We start from the raw sequence: 13629 nt of genomic DNA on the forward strand, positions 1-13629 counted from the left end.
AAATGCTGCGAATTGATGGCGCGACTCATATTCGCGCCATCAAATCCTTTTGAGCCAGGTTAATGCCCGTGATCGCAGTCCGCTTCGTCCAGCGTCAGCGATATTTTTCCATCGCCTGACAATACCTGCCGATAAAAGCAGGAGCGGCGACCGGTATGGCAGGTCGGGCCATCGCCCGCGACGCGCACTTTCAGCCAGAGCGCGTCCTGATCGCAGTCAGTACGTAGTTCGACCACGCTTTGCAGGTTGCCGGATGTCTCGCCCTTCTTCCAGAGCTTGTCCCGCGAACGGGACCAGTAGTGCGCAATTCCCGTTTCGAGGGTAAGCTGCAGCGCTTCCTCGTTCATGTGGGCCACCATCAGCAATTCACCATCACGCGCATCGGTAACAACAGCAGTGATGAGCCCCGATGTATCGAAACGCGGCATGAATGCTGCGCCTTCTTCGATGGCCTTCTTGTCGGAAGTCTGGACAGGAAAAAAGCTCATTGTCTGCGGCTTATCTGCGGGTCAAGGTCATGAAGCGAACCTGTTCCTCCGCATTCACCTGCATTTCGCCGGTAAATGTGGTGGTGATGGTCGTCGAACCCTGCTTGCGGATACCGCGCATGGCCATGCACATATGTTCAGCCTCGATCATGACAGCGACGCCCCGGGGCTTCAGAATGCGCTGGATGCTGTCAGCGATCTGCGCGGTGATGCTTTCCTGTGTCTGCAAACGGCGCGCAAAAATATCGACGACACGTGCAATCTTGGAGAGACCCACCACCTTGTGGTCAGGCAGATAGGCGACATGGGCTTTGCCAATGATCGGCACCATATGGTGCTCGCAATGCGAATGGAACGAAATATCCTTTACGAGGACAAGATCGTTATAGCCGCCGACTTCCTCGAAGACTGTGCCGAGGACTTCTTCCGGACTTTCCGTATAGCCCGCGAACAATTCTTTATAGGCCTTGGCGACGCGCTTCGGCGTTTCAAGAAGACCTTCACGCTCAGGGTCGTCTCCGGCCCAAAGCAAAAGGGTACGTACAGCGGCTTCTGCATCGGCCTGCGTCGGTTTGCCGTGCAAAAGAGTTACATCTGCCTGCTTGTTCGGCAGGCCGGATTCGTCATCTTTTTTGAGGATGCGAGCGTCCATCAGTATTCTCCAGTAGTCTCCTTCAAGGAGGAGACGAGTTAAACGGACAATACAACGATGCGCTTTGCGAGCGGGCGATGTATTGATCCGGCGCTTAAGGCCACCGGAAAGGTTTTCGTGCGACTGCCCCCGGGGTCTGTGCTAATGTTACCCATGGCGCAGACGCTACCTGCCTATTATATAGACATTAAATTGCAACTTCAAACCGCAGTCGGGCGACTAATTTATGTTTTTCTCCGGCAAAGCGGAAGGTTCGCCTCTATGATAGATGATATTTATAACAAACGTATCCTGGAATTCGCCGGAAACATGGAACGTCTGGGGCGCCTTCCAGAGCCTGATGCGGTTGCCAAGGTACATTCCAAGCTGTGCGGATCCACGGTTACGGTCTACCTGAAGATGGTTGACGGTCGCGTCACGGATTTCGCGCATGAGGTTAAAGCCTGCGCCCTTGGACAGGCATCTTCCTCCGTGATGGCACGCAACATCATCGGTGCCACCGCAGAGGAACTGAAAGCCGTCCGCGATGAGATGTACACGATGCTCAAGGAAGAAGGTCCGGCACCGGAAGGACGTTTCGCGGATCTGAAATATTTCGAGCCTGTCCGCGAATACAAAGCCCGCCACGCTTCCACATTGCTTACTTTCGACGCGGTCGTCGATTGCATACGGCAGATCGAGGAAAAGGCTAAAGCTGCCTGATGTGCTCTTGCGGCAAGGATCATACAACTGAGAGCGGACCGAAGCGCTACAGCCGAAATTTCACCGATCCCTGGCGCAAGACGCCCGGCAGGGTGATCGGCACCTCGTTTGTGCGGTTCTATCAAGTGACATTGTCGTCCCTGATCGGCAACTCCTGTCGCCATTTGCCAACCTGTTCCGAATATACCTACGAAGCCATTGCCCGCCATGGCCTTTGGAGCGGCGGCTGGATGGGGCTTTTTCGCGTCATGCGTTGCGGACCGTTCGGTACCCACGGTTTTGATCCGGTGCCCAGAACACTTTCCACCGATCTCAAATGGTATCTGCCCTGGCGGTATTGGCGCGGCTCGGCATCTTAGACCTGCAAGGCGGGTTGTTGAAAACCGGCCTCGATTTTTCCGACGACACGACTGTAAATCCTAACAGTTTTTTGTTGGCCGATTATAATTCATTAAGCATATCAACGTTTCATTGAGAATTGGAATTTAAGGCTGTGTTGCGGTCTTCTTCGGGCCGCAATTTGCTTCCATGTGCCCCTGACGTCCTTATTCCTGTGAGCTGTTATGCTGAAACCATCGCCCCGCTTTTTGCGTCTCGTTGCATCCCTTGCGCTCGGTGCGAGCGTGCTTTGCGCGTCGACAGCGTTGGCGAGCACCTCCTGGGTCGTGTTCGACGCCGATAGCGGGCGAATCCTCGGTCAGGACGATGCCAATGTGCAGCGCGCACCGGCTTCGCTGGCCAAGATGATGACACTCTATCTGGCATTTGAAGGGCTCAGGACCGGCACGTTGCATTGGGACGATGCAATGCCTGTGTCGAAAAATGCGGCTGCAAAGGTCCGCATGAAGCTTTGGTTAAAGCCGGGTGAAACGATCACCGTTCGCGATGCAATCAACGGTATGATTATCGTGTCAGCCAATGATGCAGCGACGGTCATGGGTGAATATATTGCCGGTTCGGAAGCGGCTTTTGGCCGGTTGATGACCCAGCGTGCGCGCCAGATCGGTATGAAAAGCACCTTCTTCGTTAATCCTTCCGGTTTGACGGCAAAGGCAACACAGCTAACCACGGCCCGCGACATGGCTGTGCTGGGTATGGCACTGCGTCGGGATTTTCCTGACCAGTACGCACTGTTTTCGCAGCGCTCCTTCACCTTCCGCGACCGCGTTCGTAACGGCCACAACAATCTGATGTACCGCTATCAGGGCGTCGACGGCATCAAGACCGGCTATACGGATGTTTCCGGCTATAACCTCGTTTCCTCTGCTGTCATCAACAATAAGCACCTCGTCGGTGTTGTTCTCGGCGCCGGATCAGCGCGGCAGCGTGACGACCAGATGGCCAAGCTGCTGACCCGCTTTGGCACAGAAGACTCCGAAGCCACGGGGCAGTTCATCGCAATAGCGAAGCAGCGGCCCGTCGCAAAGCAAGTCGCTGCTGTTCGACCGAAGACCGATGTTGTTGCCGATCTCATCGACGATTCCCGCATCGAGCAGGGTGATGGAGGCTTCCTGATTGCTGCTGCTGCTGGAACATCTGCTTGGACGATCCAGCTTGGCGCTCCTCCGACTATTGCCGGTGCCAGGGAACTTCTTGCCAAGTATCGCCCGGCGGTCGATAAGATTGCGCCAGGACTGAAGGCTGAAATTTCACCAGCCGAAAAGCGCCGCAAGGTCTACCGCGCGCGTTTTTCCGGTTTCAGCGATTCTGCATCTGCAGAAAAGGCATGCGTTAAACTGAAGCAACAGAAAATCGACTGCCTTCCGATCAAGAGCTGATTCCAACTTGTTTGGACAGATAGGTGCGGTCTGACGCTGTCGGCTTGTCGCGCTTTACTGGCTGAAAAAAAGGGACTAGAAGCCACAATTCAGTTTCATACGCATGAACCCACCCGCAATCGTTGGCGGGACTGGATAAGGATGATTAGAATGTCGAATACCGTTTCCATGCAATTTCCCGATGGCTCTGTGCGTGAATACGATGCGTCGATGACCGGCGCGGCCCTCGCGGAATCGATTTCCAAGTCTCTTGCAAAGAAAGCTGTTGCCTATGCCGTAGATGGTACCGTGCGTGATCTTTCAGATCCTCTCGGCGCTTCCGGCAAGATTGAGATTCTGACCCGCGAAGACCCGCGCGCGCTGGAACTCATTCGTCATGATACGGCCCACGTTCTGGCAGAAGCAGTGCAGGAGCTCTTTCCTGGCACACAGGTTACCATTGGTCCTGTCATCGAAAACGGCTTCTATTACGACTTCGCACGTAATGAACCATTCACGCCCGACGATCTGCCGGTGATCGAAAAAAAGATGCGCGAAATCATTCAGCGCAACAAGCCTTTCACCAAGGAAGTCTGGTCGCGTGAAAAGGCCAAGCAAGTTTTTGCCGACAAAGGCGAGAACTACAAGGTTGAACTGGTGGATGCCATTCCAGCCGGACAGGATCTCAAGATCTATTATCAGGGCGACTGGTTCGATCTCTGCCGTGGCCCGCATATGGCCTCGACCGGCCAGATCGGTAACTCCTTCAAGCTTATGAAGGTTGCAGGTGCTTACTGGCGCGGCGATGCAAACAACCCGATGCTGACCCGCATTTACGGTACCGCATTTGCCAACGATAATGACCTTCAAGCCTATCTTCACATGCTTGAAGAAGCGGAAAAGCGCGATCATCGCCGCCTTGGCCGTGAAATGGACCTGTTCCATTTCCAGGAAGAGGGACCGGGCGTCGTGTTCTGGCACGCCAAGGGCTGGAAGATGTTCCAGAATCTCGTGAGCTATATGCGTCGCCGCCTCGATAGCCACGGCTATCAGGAAGTGAATGCACCGCAGGTTCTTGACAAGTCGCTCTGGGAAACCTCGGGCCACTGGGGTTGGTATCGCGACAACATGTTCAAGGTGACCGTCGCCGGCGACGAAACCGACGACGATCGCGTCTTCGCACTGAAGCCAATGAACTGCCCAGGCCATGTGATGATCTTCAAGCACGGCCTCAAGTCCTATCGCGACCTGCCAATCAAGCTTGCTGAATTCGGCAATGTGCATCGCTATGAGCCATCAGGCGCGTTGCATGGTTTGATGCGCGTCCGTGGCTTTACTCAGGACGATGCACACATCTTCTGCACCGAAGAGCAGATGGCTGCCGAATGCCTTCGCATCAATGACCTGATCCTGTCAGTATACAAGGATTTCGGTTTCGAAGATATCACCATCAAGCTATCGACCCGTCCTGAAAAGCGCGTCGGCTCGGATGAGCTTTGGGATCGCGCCGAAAGCGTGATGATGTCCGTGCTGGAAAAGATCCAGCAGCAGTCGAACAACATCAAGACAGGTATTCTGCCGGGCGAGGGTGCATTCTACGGTCCCAAATTCGAATATACGCTGAGGGACGCTATCGGCCGTGAGTGGCAGTGCGGTACCACGCAGGTGGACTTCAACCTGCCGGAACGTTTTGGTGCTTTCTATATCGACAAGGATTCCGAAAAGCGCCAGCCGGTAATGATCCACCGCGCTATTTGCGGCTCGATGGAACGCTTCCTTGGTATCCTCATCGAAAACTTTGCCGGTCACATGCCGTTGTGGTTTGCTCCGGTACAGGTCGTCGTTGCCACGATCACCTCGGACGCTGACGAATATGCAGCGCAAGCCGCAGCCAAGCTGAAAGCCGCTGGATTGCAGGTTGCGACTGATCTGCGCAACGAGAAGATCAACTACAAGGTTCGCGAGCACTCCTTGCAGAAGGTTCCGGTGATTCTCGTCTGCGGCAAACGTGAAGCGGAAGAAAACACCGTCAATATGCGCCGTCTCGGTTCGCGGGATCAGGAATCCATGACGCTTGATGAAGCCATCGCGCGGCTTGTAGAAGAGGCGACCCCGCCCGATCTGCTCCGTCTTCAGAATGGTGGTTGAATAGCAAAAGGGCCGCGCATTGCGCGGCCCTTTTGCTATTAGAAGTGCGTTCTGCTTAATCCATGCTGTCCGAAACGGACTCGGATTCGCTATTAGCGACGACTTCGACTTCCTCATTCTTGCCGGATGAAACCTTGAAATCCCGCTGATAAATCCGGTCCTTGTTCTTTGCGACGGCAACGTAATCGCCTTCGATAAGAACCATTGAGGAATAAGCGCCAGCGCTTTCACGCACCACATCGCCGGAAGCATTCAGGATGGACCAGGATGTATCGGCAAGCGCTTCACCTCCGCGCTCGCGCACGAGCTTCAACGTGACTTCTGCGGCGCGATGCTGAACGGTCGCTTCTGTCAGCTTTCCCGCTTCCACGCGAATGTCAGCCCGGATGGTTGCATTCGCCGTGCCATAGTTCGAAACAACATGGTAAGTGCCGCTGTTGAGACGAATGATTGTGTTCGGTTTGACGTCAGGCACGATAAGAGAACGGTCATTATTGTCTTCATCGGCATAGATAGAGAAACGGAGGAGATCGTCATTGATCTTGCCACCATCCGGCAAAATCGCATTGAGTTTCATTCCGCCTGCATCGAGTGTCATTATTTCATGACGGGTCGCATTGCCGAGGGTAATCCGCTTGGTAGCTCCGGCGCGCCCATAGGCGACGTGTACCAGATAGCTCCCCGCCGGCAGATTGAACACTGCACTTCCGCCCTGTGCGCTTGCGATCAGCGGCAACTGGCCATCTGCTCCGACGTCAGGTGAGAACACGCGCCATACGAGACCGGTCGGAATGTCACTGCCACTTTCATTCAACCGCGCCTTGAGATCGAGTTCACGTGTCTGGAAAAGCGGATTGTTCTCTGGGCTAGAAGGGGAGGCGTAAGTATTCAAAGCCGGGAGATCGAGCGGTGGCGACGGCAAGTCCGGCAGGCTGCTCGTAGGCGTCTGCAAATGCAGGATATTTGTCTGCGGATCAAGGCCCTGAGCCATCGAAGGCAGCGCACCGACGGCAAGAAAAATGGCTGCTAAAATCGGCCGACCGCGTAGGGCGGATTTTCTCTTTGGATAAAACAGGTTCAAGCGATCCGACATGTCTTATTGTTGAGCCCATGCGGGTGGCGAATTCAAGGCCAAATTGCTTACAGCACACGCATTTTTCAAACTTACTACAATTATTCAATTCCTGAATTTAGACTTTACAGTTCCAATGCAACAGGCGAGAAGAAGCCTCTCCCGATTAAGTGGAGAAAGAAAAGCAGCATTTTAATAACGAGGTTATCCGTGGCCCATCCAGTGTTTGATTTTCTGGCGCAGCGCAACTCCACCCCGATTTCGGCTATTTCCGAACCAGCACCGGAGGGTGAAGAGCTTGCAGCTTTGCTAAAAGTTGCCGCGCGCGTACCAGACCACGGACGGCTGACGCCTTGGCGTTTTATCTTGTATCGTGGCGATGCGCGGCTGAAAGTTGGCGAGTATCTTGCGCAGCGCGCTGAAGAAATTGAGGGGCCAATGCCGGAAGGGCGGAAAGAAAAAGAGCTGACGCGCTTTTCGCGCGCGCCCCTCGTTGTCGGCGTGGTTTCGTCGCCGGTCGCACACGAACGCATTCCAGAATGGGAACAGTTCCTTTCTGCGGGAGCCGTAGCGATGAACCTCTGCACGGCAGCCAACGCGCTTGGATACGCTACCAACTGGATTACAAACTGGTATGCCGACGACGCGCCTGCGCGCGCATTTCTGGGGCTGGCGCCCCATGAACGCATTGCCGGGTTCGTTCATGTCGGAACAGCAGCAAACAAGATGCCGGAACGACCGAGAGCTGACATGGACAAGATCGTGACCGAATATTCCGGTCCATGGACACAAGCTTAGAGCTCAATTCAAAACAACTTGCTAACTAACGGATAGCCATATGTTTTATGAACCAAGGGAAGGGCACTCGCTGCCTCACAATCCGTTCAAAGCAATCGTCGCCCCACGCCCCGTTGGCTGGATCGGGACGCAATCTAAGGACGGTGCTGTCAATCTCGCACCCTATTCCTTCTTTAATGCGATCTGCGACACACCGCCGATGGTGATGTTCTCATCAAGCGGTGTGAAGGACAGCGTTTCATTCATCGAGGAAACCAGCGAATTCACAGCAAGCCTGGTGAGTGATCATTTGAGATCGCAGATGAATGCGTCATCCGTCAACGCCCCTCGTGGTACCAGCGAATTTGAGTATGCCGGGCTTACCAGAGCCCCCAGCAGGCTTATCGCAGCACCGCGCGTCAAGGAAGCCTACGCCGCGCTTGAATGCGTTGCGGTAGAAATCAAACGATTGCAGGACAAGGAAGGCAGGGCCACCGACAATTATATGGTCATTGGCGAAGTCGTAGGCGTGCATATTGATGAACAGGTCCTGACTGACGGTCTCATCGATATTGCAAAAGCAAGACCGGTCAGCAGGCTGGGCTATATGGATTTCGCAACAACGGAAAGCGTCTACCAGATGTTCCGTCCAAAGTGGGAAGACGAGAAATAAGGGGCCTGATTAGAGGCCCATTTTCTTGGCCTGCCCCCAGATGGCTTCCATTTCATCGAGGGTCGCGGCGTCAAGATCGCTTCCGGTTTCACCGAGCGTCTTTTCAATGAAATGGAAGCGCCGCTTGAACTTCTCATTGGCGGCGACGAGCGCCGTTTCCGCATCGATTTCAAGATGGCGGCCAAGATTGACCATGGCAAACAGCAAGTCGCCATATTCCTCTTCGATTTCCGCCCGTTGCTTTGACGCCATGGCTTCCTTAAGCTCTGTAGTTTCTTCGGCAATTTTATCGAGGATCGGAGCCGCCTCAGACCAGTCAAAGCCGACTTTCGCAGCCTTCTGCTGGAGCTTCAGCGCACGCAGCAGGGCAGGGAACGCTTGTGGAATATCGTCCAGAAAGCCAATCTTCTCGCTCGTTTCCAGTCCGAGTTTTGAGCGTCGCAAAGCTCGTTCGGCTTTTTCTTCGGCCTTGATACGGTTCCACGACCCCTTGGCCATGCCGGCACTTCGGGCTTCAGCGTCGCCAAAGACATGTGGATGCCGCCTGATCATCTTGTGTGTTATGGCTTCCACGACGTCACCAAATGCAAAGCTTCCCTGCTCTTCGGCCATGCGCGAATGGAACACCACTTGCAACAGCAGATCGCCAAGTTCTTCGCGCAGATCGTCCATATCGTTACGCTCTATGGCGTCGAGGACTTCATAGGTTTCCTCAAGCGTATAGGGCATGATGGATTCGAAACTCTGCTCTACATCCCATGGGCAGCCGGTTTCAGGATCACGGAGCGCTGCCATGATTTCCAGAAGACGATCAATATTGCGGGATGGTTTCATCATCGCTCCGTCAAACTTGCTGATCCACTGCAACCATCCAAGAGAATCGCACCGGATGGCTTGAAGTCTGTTACCGATTTTGCATAGTCAGCCGGGGATCGCACATCGGGGCGGTATGTTCAACAAACGGATACATAAACGATGACAATTCTTGTGACTGGCGGCGCGGGCTATATCGGCTCGCACACCTGTGTTCAGCTCATCGAGGCTGGCCACGATGTCGTTGTGGTCGACAATTTTGACAACAGCCACCCGGAAGCCCTGCATCGCATTGAAAAGATTGCTGGCCGTGCACCACGCCGTGAAACAGGCGATATACGAGATCGCGCCTTTCTGGAACAGGTGATCAGGCATCACAAATGCACTGCCGTCATTCACTTTGCGGGTCTGAAAGCCGTCGGAGAATCGAGCGAAAAGCCGATGCTCTATTACGATTGCAACGTGGTTGGCACACTGCGCCTGCTGCAAGCGATGCAAGCCACCGGCGTCAAAACTTTGGTTTTCAGCTCATCGGCGACGGTTTACGGCGACCCGCAGAAATTGCCGATCACCGAAGACCAGTCGCTAAATGCAACAAATCCCTACGGTCGGACCAAGCTTGTCATTGAAGATATGCTCCGCGATATCTATAACGGCGACAATAGCTGGAAGATCGCCATCCTTCGTTACTTCAACCCGGTCGGTGCGCATGAGAGCGGCCTGATCGGCGAAGATCCAAAGGGCATTCCGAATAATCTGATGCCGATTATCGCGCAGGTTGCCACCGGCCGTCGTGAGAAACTGAATGTCTGGGGCAATGACTATCCGACGCCTGACGGTACCGGTGTTCGCGACTATATCCACGTAGTAGATCTGGCCGCCGGCCATTTAAAGGCACTCAAGAAGCTTGACGAGCCGCAGTGCTTTTCGGTCAATCTTGGCACGGGGCAGGGCTATAGCGTTCTCGATGTGGTCAAGGCATTCGAACATGTTTCGAACCGCGAGATCAAATATGAGATTGCGCCGCGCCGTCCGGGTGATGTGGCGGAATGCTATGCCGATCCGAGTTTTGCCCGCGACTTCCTTGGCTGGTCGGCCGAGAAGAACCTCCGCGAAATGTGCCAGGATATGTGGCATTGGCAGTCGAAAAATCCCAACGGCTATGAGTGAATTCAATTGAGCTGAAACGGCTTAATGTTCGAGGTCTCATCTCGAAAGTGTGAGCCTTCTTCCGATCTTGGGAGGATTGCAACGCCTCCCGAGAGGTTTATGAACAGACGTGGGCTTGGTAGCCCTATGATTAAAGCGGTCGCCGCGTTCCGCAATGCCAGCAAGATTGGACGACACGATGCGTTTTCTGCCTGACAAATTCACCAGCATGCTGATCGTGACGATCCTGATTTCGTCCGTTATCCCCGTACACGGTGAATTTGCAGAATGGTTTGCACTGGCGACGAAATTCGCGGTCGGGCTGTTGTTCTTCCTGCATGGTGCCCGTCTCTCGCGCGAAGCTGTGGTTGCTGGCATAACGCACTGGAGACTGCATCTGGCGGTTCTTTCGTCAACGTTCATTCTATTTCCTATCCTCGGTCTGGCCACAGGCTGGAGCATTCCAGGATTGTCACAGTCGGCTTTCTACACGGGCATCCTCTTTCTCTGTGTTCTACCTTCGACGGTCCAGTCGTCCATCGCCTTCACGTCAATTGCTGGCGGAAACGTCTCAGCCGCAATCGTATCGGCGTCGGCATCGAATATTTTAGGCATGTTTCTTACCCCGCTTCTGGTCGGCCTCTTATTCGCTGTCAAAGGCGGTGGCGGAATTTCGATCGACGCATTGGAATCCATCCTGTTGCAACTGCTCGCACCATTCGTGCTCGGACAGATTCTGCAGCCATGGATCGGCAATTTCATGCGCCGCCACAACAAGGCACTCGGTTTTGTTGATCGCGGCTCGATCTTGATGGTGGTTTACCTTGCCTTCAGCGAAGCCGTGGTCGAAGGCCTTTGGCGCACCGTTTCATGGAAGGATCTCGGCATGATGGTCGGCGTGAACATCGTTTTGCTGATCGTCGTGCTGCTCGTCACCTGGTATGGCAGCAAATGGCTCGGATTCAACCTTCCAGACCGCATCACAATAATGTTCTGCGGGTCAAAGAAAAGCCTTGCAAGCGGGGCACCTATGGCCAGCGCTATTTTCGCCGGCGCAAATGTCGGCAGCATCGTTTTGCCCTTGATGCTCTTTCATCAGATTCAACTTATGGCCTGCGCTGTGATTGCGCGAAAGCTTGCGGACCATAAGGAACATGACAAGCGAGTGACGGCTGCTGCGGGGTAGGGGCGTTCTCCTACATTTTCGGAAATAGAAACGTCGTTACGAAGCGGGCACCCCATTTGGGCCCGTCCGATGGTGCCTCCGCATAATACCGCGCCGACACGCCTATGCTGACCCGTTGTTCTCCAAACTTGAAGACCTTCGATATGCCTGCGTTGATTGGCACGGTCCATTGCTCTGAAGTCCAGTCATAGGATGTTTCCGACGACAGATTCAACGCTGTCGTATCGGGAAATGTATAGGTGAGAAACGGCTGGATAAAGCTCTGACTGACAGACTCGCGATCACTGTGCCCGGCGTAGGACCATACATGATTGGCCAGTGCGCCATATGTCCAGCCGCCATGCTGTTTGAGGATGACGCCTGTAGGGCCTGCTCCCCATTTTCCGGTACCAAGCTCGCTATTGGTAGCGGTGGGCCAGAGAAACACTGGACCGACGCCCCAGGTTACACCGTCTACCGATTGAGTTGGCGAAAGAAAGAAACTCTGTTCTGTGTCACTCAAACCAAAACGACTGTCGAAACCGGCAGCGGGTGCCTGCTGATAGACGACTGGAACAATTGTGCGAACAATAAGGTTCCAGTCTTCATTCAGCGAAAACGGAATAACCGGCTGAATATTGAGTGTGTAGCGGTGAGCGTTCTTGGGGCCAAAACAACAGTCGTAATTTTGCTGTAAAGGAACACTGATGAGGCTCGAGATGGGATTTGCAAGTTTCTTGGCCAGTTCTTGTTCAGCATCGGCTCGAGCAAAATTGACGCTATAGGTAGAAATTATCAAAAATATGAATAACTTCCAAGTTGAAAATCGCACCTTAACCTCATCAAATCGAAATGATAAACGAAAACTAAAGACCGTGAAGCACTTCAGATGCTATCATCGAACTTATATAGTTCCATATAATAACTCTATAAATGGAAGTTATAAACAATATTAGAAGTATTTATTTTATTGAATACGGATGAAAGTACCTTCACATGGCGCTTGCGAGAGCAATTGGATCGGCGTAGGAGGACGGGCAGGGGCCGGTTCCGTGATTACAGGATTCCGCTTTCGGATCGAAATATGTTCTAGCGAAATCGCGCATTTGTTGCGCTATCCTTGACAAAAACCAACGCAAGGCAAGGAAGGCAGAAATCAATGGCAAAGAATGATGCCCAGGCTTTCGATCAGGACGCGCTTGCAGAAGCCTATAATCGGGCGCTCGCACTGGAAAAAGCCGGCGATTTCGACGCTGCTGCCAAGGCCTATGAAGACGTTCTGAAGATCGACCCCGAGGACCATGGCGGCGCTGCCGTACGGCTTGCGAGCATGGGACGTGGTGCTGTGCCGCTGAAGGCGCCGGATGCCTATGTCTCGACGCTTTTCGATCAGCATGCCGAAATGTTCGATACGATCCTTGTGGACCAACTCGGATATGACGTTCCGCTTCAACTGCGGGAAATTCTCCTCGACATGGACGACGAATTTTTCGCTGAACGCATGCTTGATCTGGGCTGTGGCACTGGTTTGTCTGCCGACGCGCTCGATGACATGGCCGGACATAAGACCGGCGTCGATATCTCCGAGAACATGATCGAAGTCGCTTATGAGAAAGGTGATTATCAGGCGTTATTTGTCGGCGAAGCTGTCCGCTTTCTCGAAACGACGGGCGAACCGCAATGGGATCTGATCGTTGCCACCGATGTTCTGCCTTACATGGGTGAGCTGGACAAATTCTTCGCAGGTGTAGCCGCGCATCTTTCATCAGGCGGACATTTCGGATTTTCCAGCGAAACGCTAGACGATACACGGCTTGCCGGGCGCGCATTCATGGTTGGAGACTATCAACGCTTTGCCCACGCACAATCCTATGTGCGTGCAATGCTTGACAAGCATGGAATGGGCTGTGTGCGTTGCGAGGACATCGTCGTACGCAGCGAACAAGGAGCACCCGTTCCAGGCCATCTCTATGTCGCGCGGCGTCGCTAGTATTCTAGCCCACATGGAGCCATACAAAGCTCATCAGCTATTGATATATATGGCTTCAACCCCGCCTGTGGTCGCACGAGTAAGTTCCATAATCTATCTTATGTGATCACCAGGTGTCGTTGATTTCGATCATTTCGAAGAATCGCCGGACGTGGGAAACACGCCACGTATCACAGTAATCTGTATTGGCATCTACGACCAAAGCATGCGTGTACTGTCGATCCGTATAAGCTATTACCCGGG

The 13629-nt window shown here is 53.7% G+C and carries 14 protein-coding genes; 9 read left to right on the forward strand and 5 right to left on the reverse strand.

Going from position 1 to position 13629, the window contains the following annotated elements:
- Positions 1 to 59 precede the first annotated feature (59 nt).
- Together hisI and folE are read right to left on the reverse strand one after the other, a co-directional pair.
- Complete coding sequence (gene hisI, locus FJQ48_RS15810) at positions 60 to 488, reverse strand: phosphoribosyl-AMP cyclohydrolase (RefSeq protein WP_139975917.1); 429 nt, start codon at positions 486 to 488, stop codon at positions 60 to 62.
- A gap of 10 nt (positions 489 to 498) precedes the next feature.
- The gene (gene folE / locus FJQ48_RS15815) at positions 499 to 1140 is read right to left on the reverse strand and encodes a GTP cyclohydrolase I FolE (RefSeq protein WP_139975918.1); all 642 of its coding nucleotides are present in this window, start codon (positions 1138 to 1140) and stop codon (positions 499 to 501) included.
- Between the two features lie 261 nt (positions 1141 to 1401).
- Here folE and FJQ48_RS15820 point away from each other — a divergent pair, with 261 nt between their 5' ends.
- The 4 genes from FJQ48_RS15820 to thrS all read left to right on the forward strand — a co-directional run bounded on the left by FJQ48_RS15820 (position 1402) and on the right by thrS (position 5747).
- Positions 1402 to 1842, forward strand: coding sequence for an iron-sulfur cluster assembly scaffold protein (locus FJQ48_RS15820; RefSeq protein ID WP_139975919.1), 441 nt, complete (start codon positions 1402 to 1404; stop codon positions 1840 to 1842).
- Positions 1842 to 2201 (forward strand): membrane protein insertion efficiency factor YidD, encoded by a 360-nt coding sequence (gene yidD / locus FJQ48_RS15825; RefSeq protein WP_139975920.1) that lies wholly within the window; start codon positions 1842 to 1844, stop codon positions 2199 to 2201. Before FJQ48_RS15820 ends, yidD begins: the two co-directional genes overlap by 1 nt.
- Before the next feature lie 204 nt (positions 2202 to 2405).
- Positions 2406 to 3620 carry a D-alanyl-D-alanine carboxypeptidase gene (locus FJQ48_RS15830; protein ID WP_139975921.1) on the forward strand — a complete coding sequence of 405 codons (1215 nt, stop codon included), beginning with the start codon at positions 2406 to 2408 and terminating at the stop codon, positions 3618 to 3620.
- A 150-nt stretch (positions 3621 to 3770) separates the two neighbouring features.
- Positions 3771 to 5747, forward strand: a complete 1977-nt coding sequence (gene thrS, locus FJQ48_RS15835; protein WP_139975922.1) for a threonine--tRNA ligase — start codon at positions 3771 to 3773, stop codon at positions 5745 to 5747.
- 55 nt (positions 5748 to 5802) lie between these two features.
- On the opposite strand, the gene FJQ48_RS15840 is transcribed toward thrS, so the two are convergent.
- Positions 5803 to 6738 (reverse strand): hypothetical protein, encoded by a 936-nt coding sequence (locus tag FJQ48_RS15840; RefSeq protein WP_247870412.1) that lies wholly within the window; start codon positions 6736 to 6738, stop codon positions 5803 to 5805.
- Between the two features lie 291 nt (positions 6739 to 7029).
- Between FJQ48_RS15840 and FJQ48_RS15845 the strand changes: the two genes are divergently transcribed.
- Positions 7030 to 7617, forward strand: coding sequence for a nitroreductase (locus FJQ48_RS15845; protein WP_139975924.1), 588 nt, complete (start codon positions 7030 to 7032; stop codon positions 7615 to 7617).
- Between the two features lie 40 nt (positions 7618 to 7657).
- Positions 7658 to 8269 (forward strand): flavin reductase family protein, encoded by a 612-nt coding sequence (locus FJQ48_RS15850; protein ID WP_139975925.1) that lies wholly within the window; start codon positions 7658 to 7660, stop codon positions 8267 to 8269.
- A 9-nt stretch (positions 8270 to 8278) separates the two neighbouring features.
- On the opposite strand, the gene mazG is transcribed toward FJQ48_RS15850, so the two are convergent.
- Positions 8279 to 9103, reverse strand: coding sequence for a nucleoside triphosphate pyrophosphohydrolase (gene mazG / locus FJQ48_RS15855; protein ID WP_139976317.1), 825 nt, complete (start codon positions 9101 to 9103; stop codon positions 8279 to 8281).
- 141 nt (positions 9104 to 9244) lie between these two features.
- On the opposite strand from mazG, the gene galE reads away from it, so the two are divergent.
- Entirely contained in the window at positions 9245 to 10252 is a 1008-nt protein-coding gene (galE, locus tag FJQ48_RS15860; RefSeq protein ID WP_139975926.1) for a UDP-glucose 4-epimerase GalE, read from the forward strand.
- Positions 10253 to 10430: 178 nt separating this feature from the next.
- Positions 10431 to 11417, forward strand: coding sequence for a bile acid:sodium symporter family protein (locus tag FJQ48_RS15865; protein ID WP_139975927.1), 987 nt, complete (start codon positions 10431 to 10433; stop codon positions 11415 to 11417).
- 10 nt (positions 11418 to 11427) lie between these two features.
- Here FJQ48_RS15865 and FJQ48_RS15870 read toward each other — a convergent pair whose 3' ends face one another.
- On the reverse strand, positions 11428 to 12195 hold the full coding sequence (locus tag FJQ48_RS15870) for a hypothetical protein (RefSeq protein WP_247870401.1): 768 nt from the start codon (positions 12193 to 12195) through the stop codon (positions 11428 to 11430).
- A gap of 360 nt (positions 12196 to 12555) precedes the next feature.
- Here FJQ48_RS15870 and FJQ48_RS15875 point away from each other — a divergent pair, with 360 nt between their 5' ends.
- The gene (locus FJQ48_RS15875) at positions 12556 to 13386 is read left to right on the forward strand and encodes a class I SAM-dependent methyltransferase (protein WP_139975928.1); all 831 of its coding nucleotides are present in this window, start codon (positions 12556 to 12558) and stop codon (positions 13384 to 13386) included.
- The last annotated feature ends 243 nt before the right edge of the window (positions 13387 to 13629 follow it).

It is taken from the genome of Ochrobactrum sp. CGA5, assembly GCF_006345815.1.
Classification (GTDB): domain Bacteria; phylum Pseudomonadota; class Alphaproteobacteria; order Rhizobiales; family Rhizobiaceae; genus Brucella.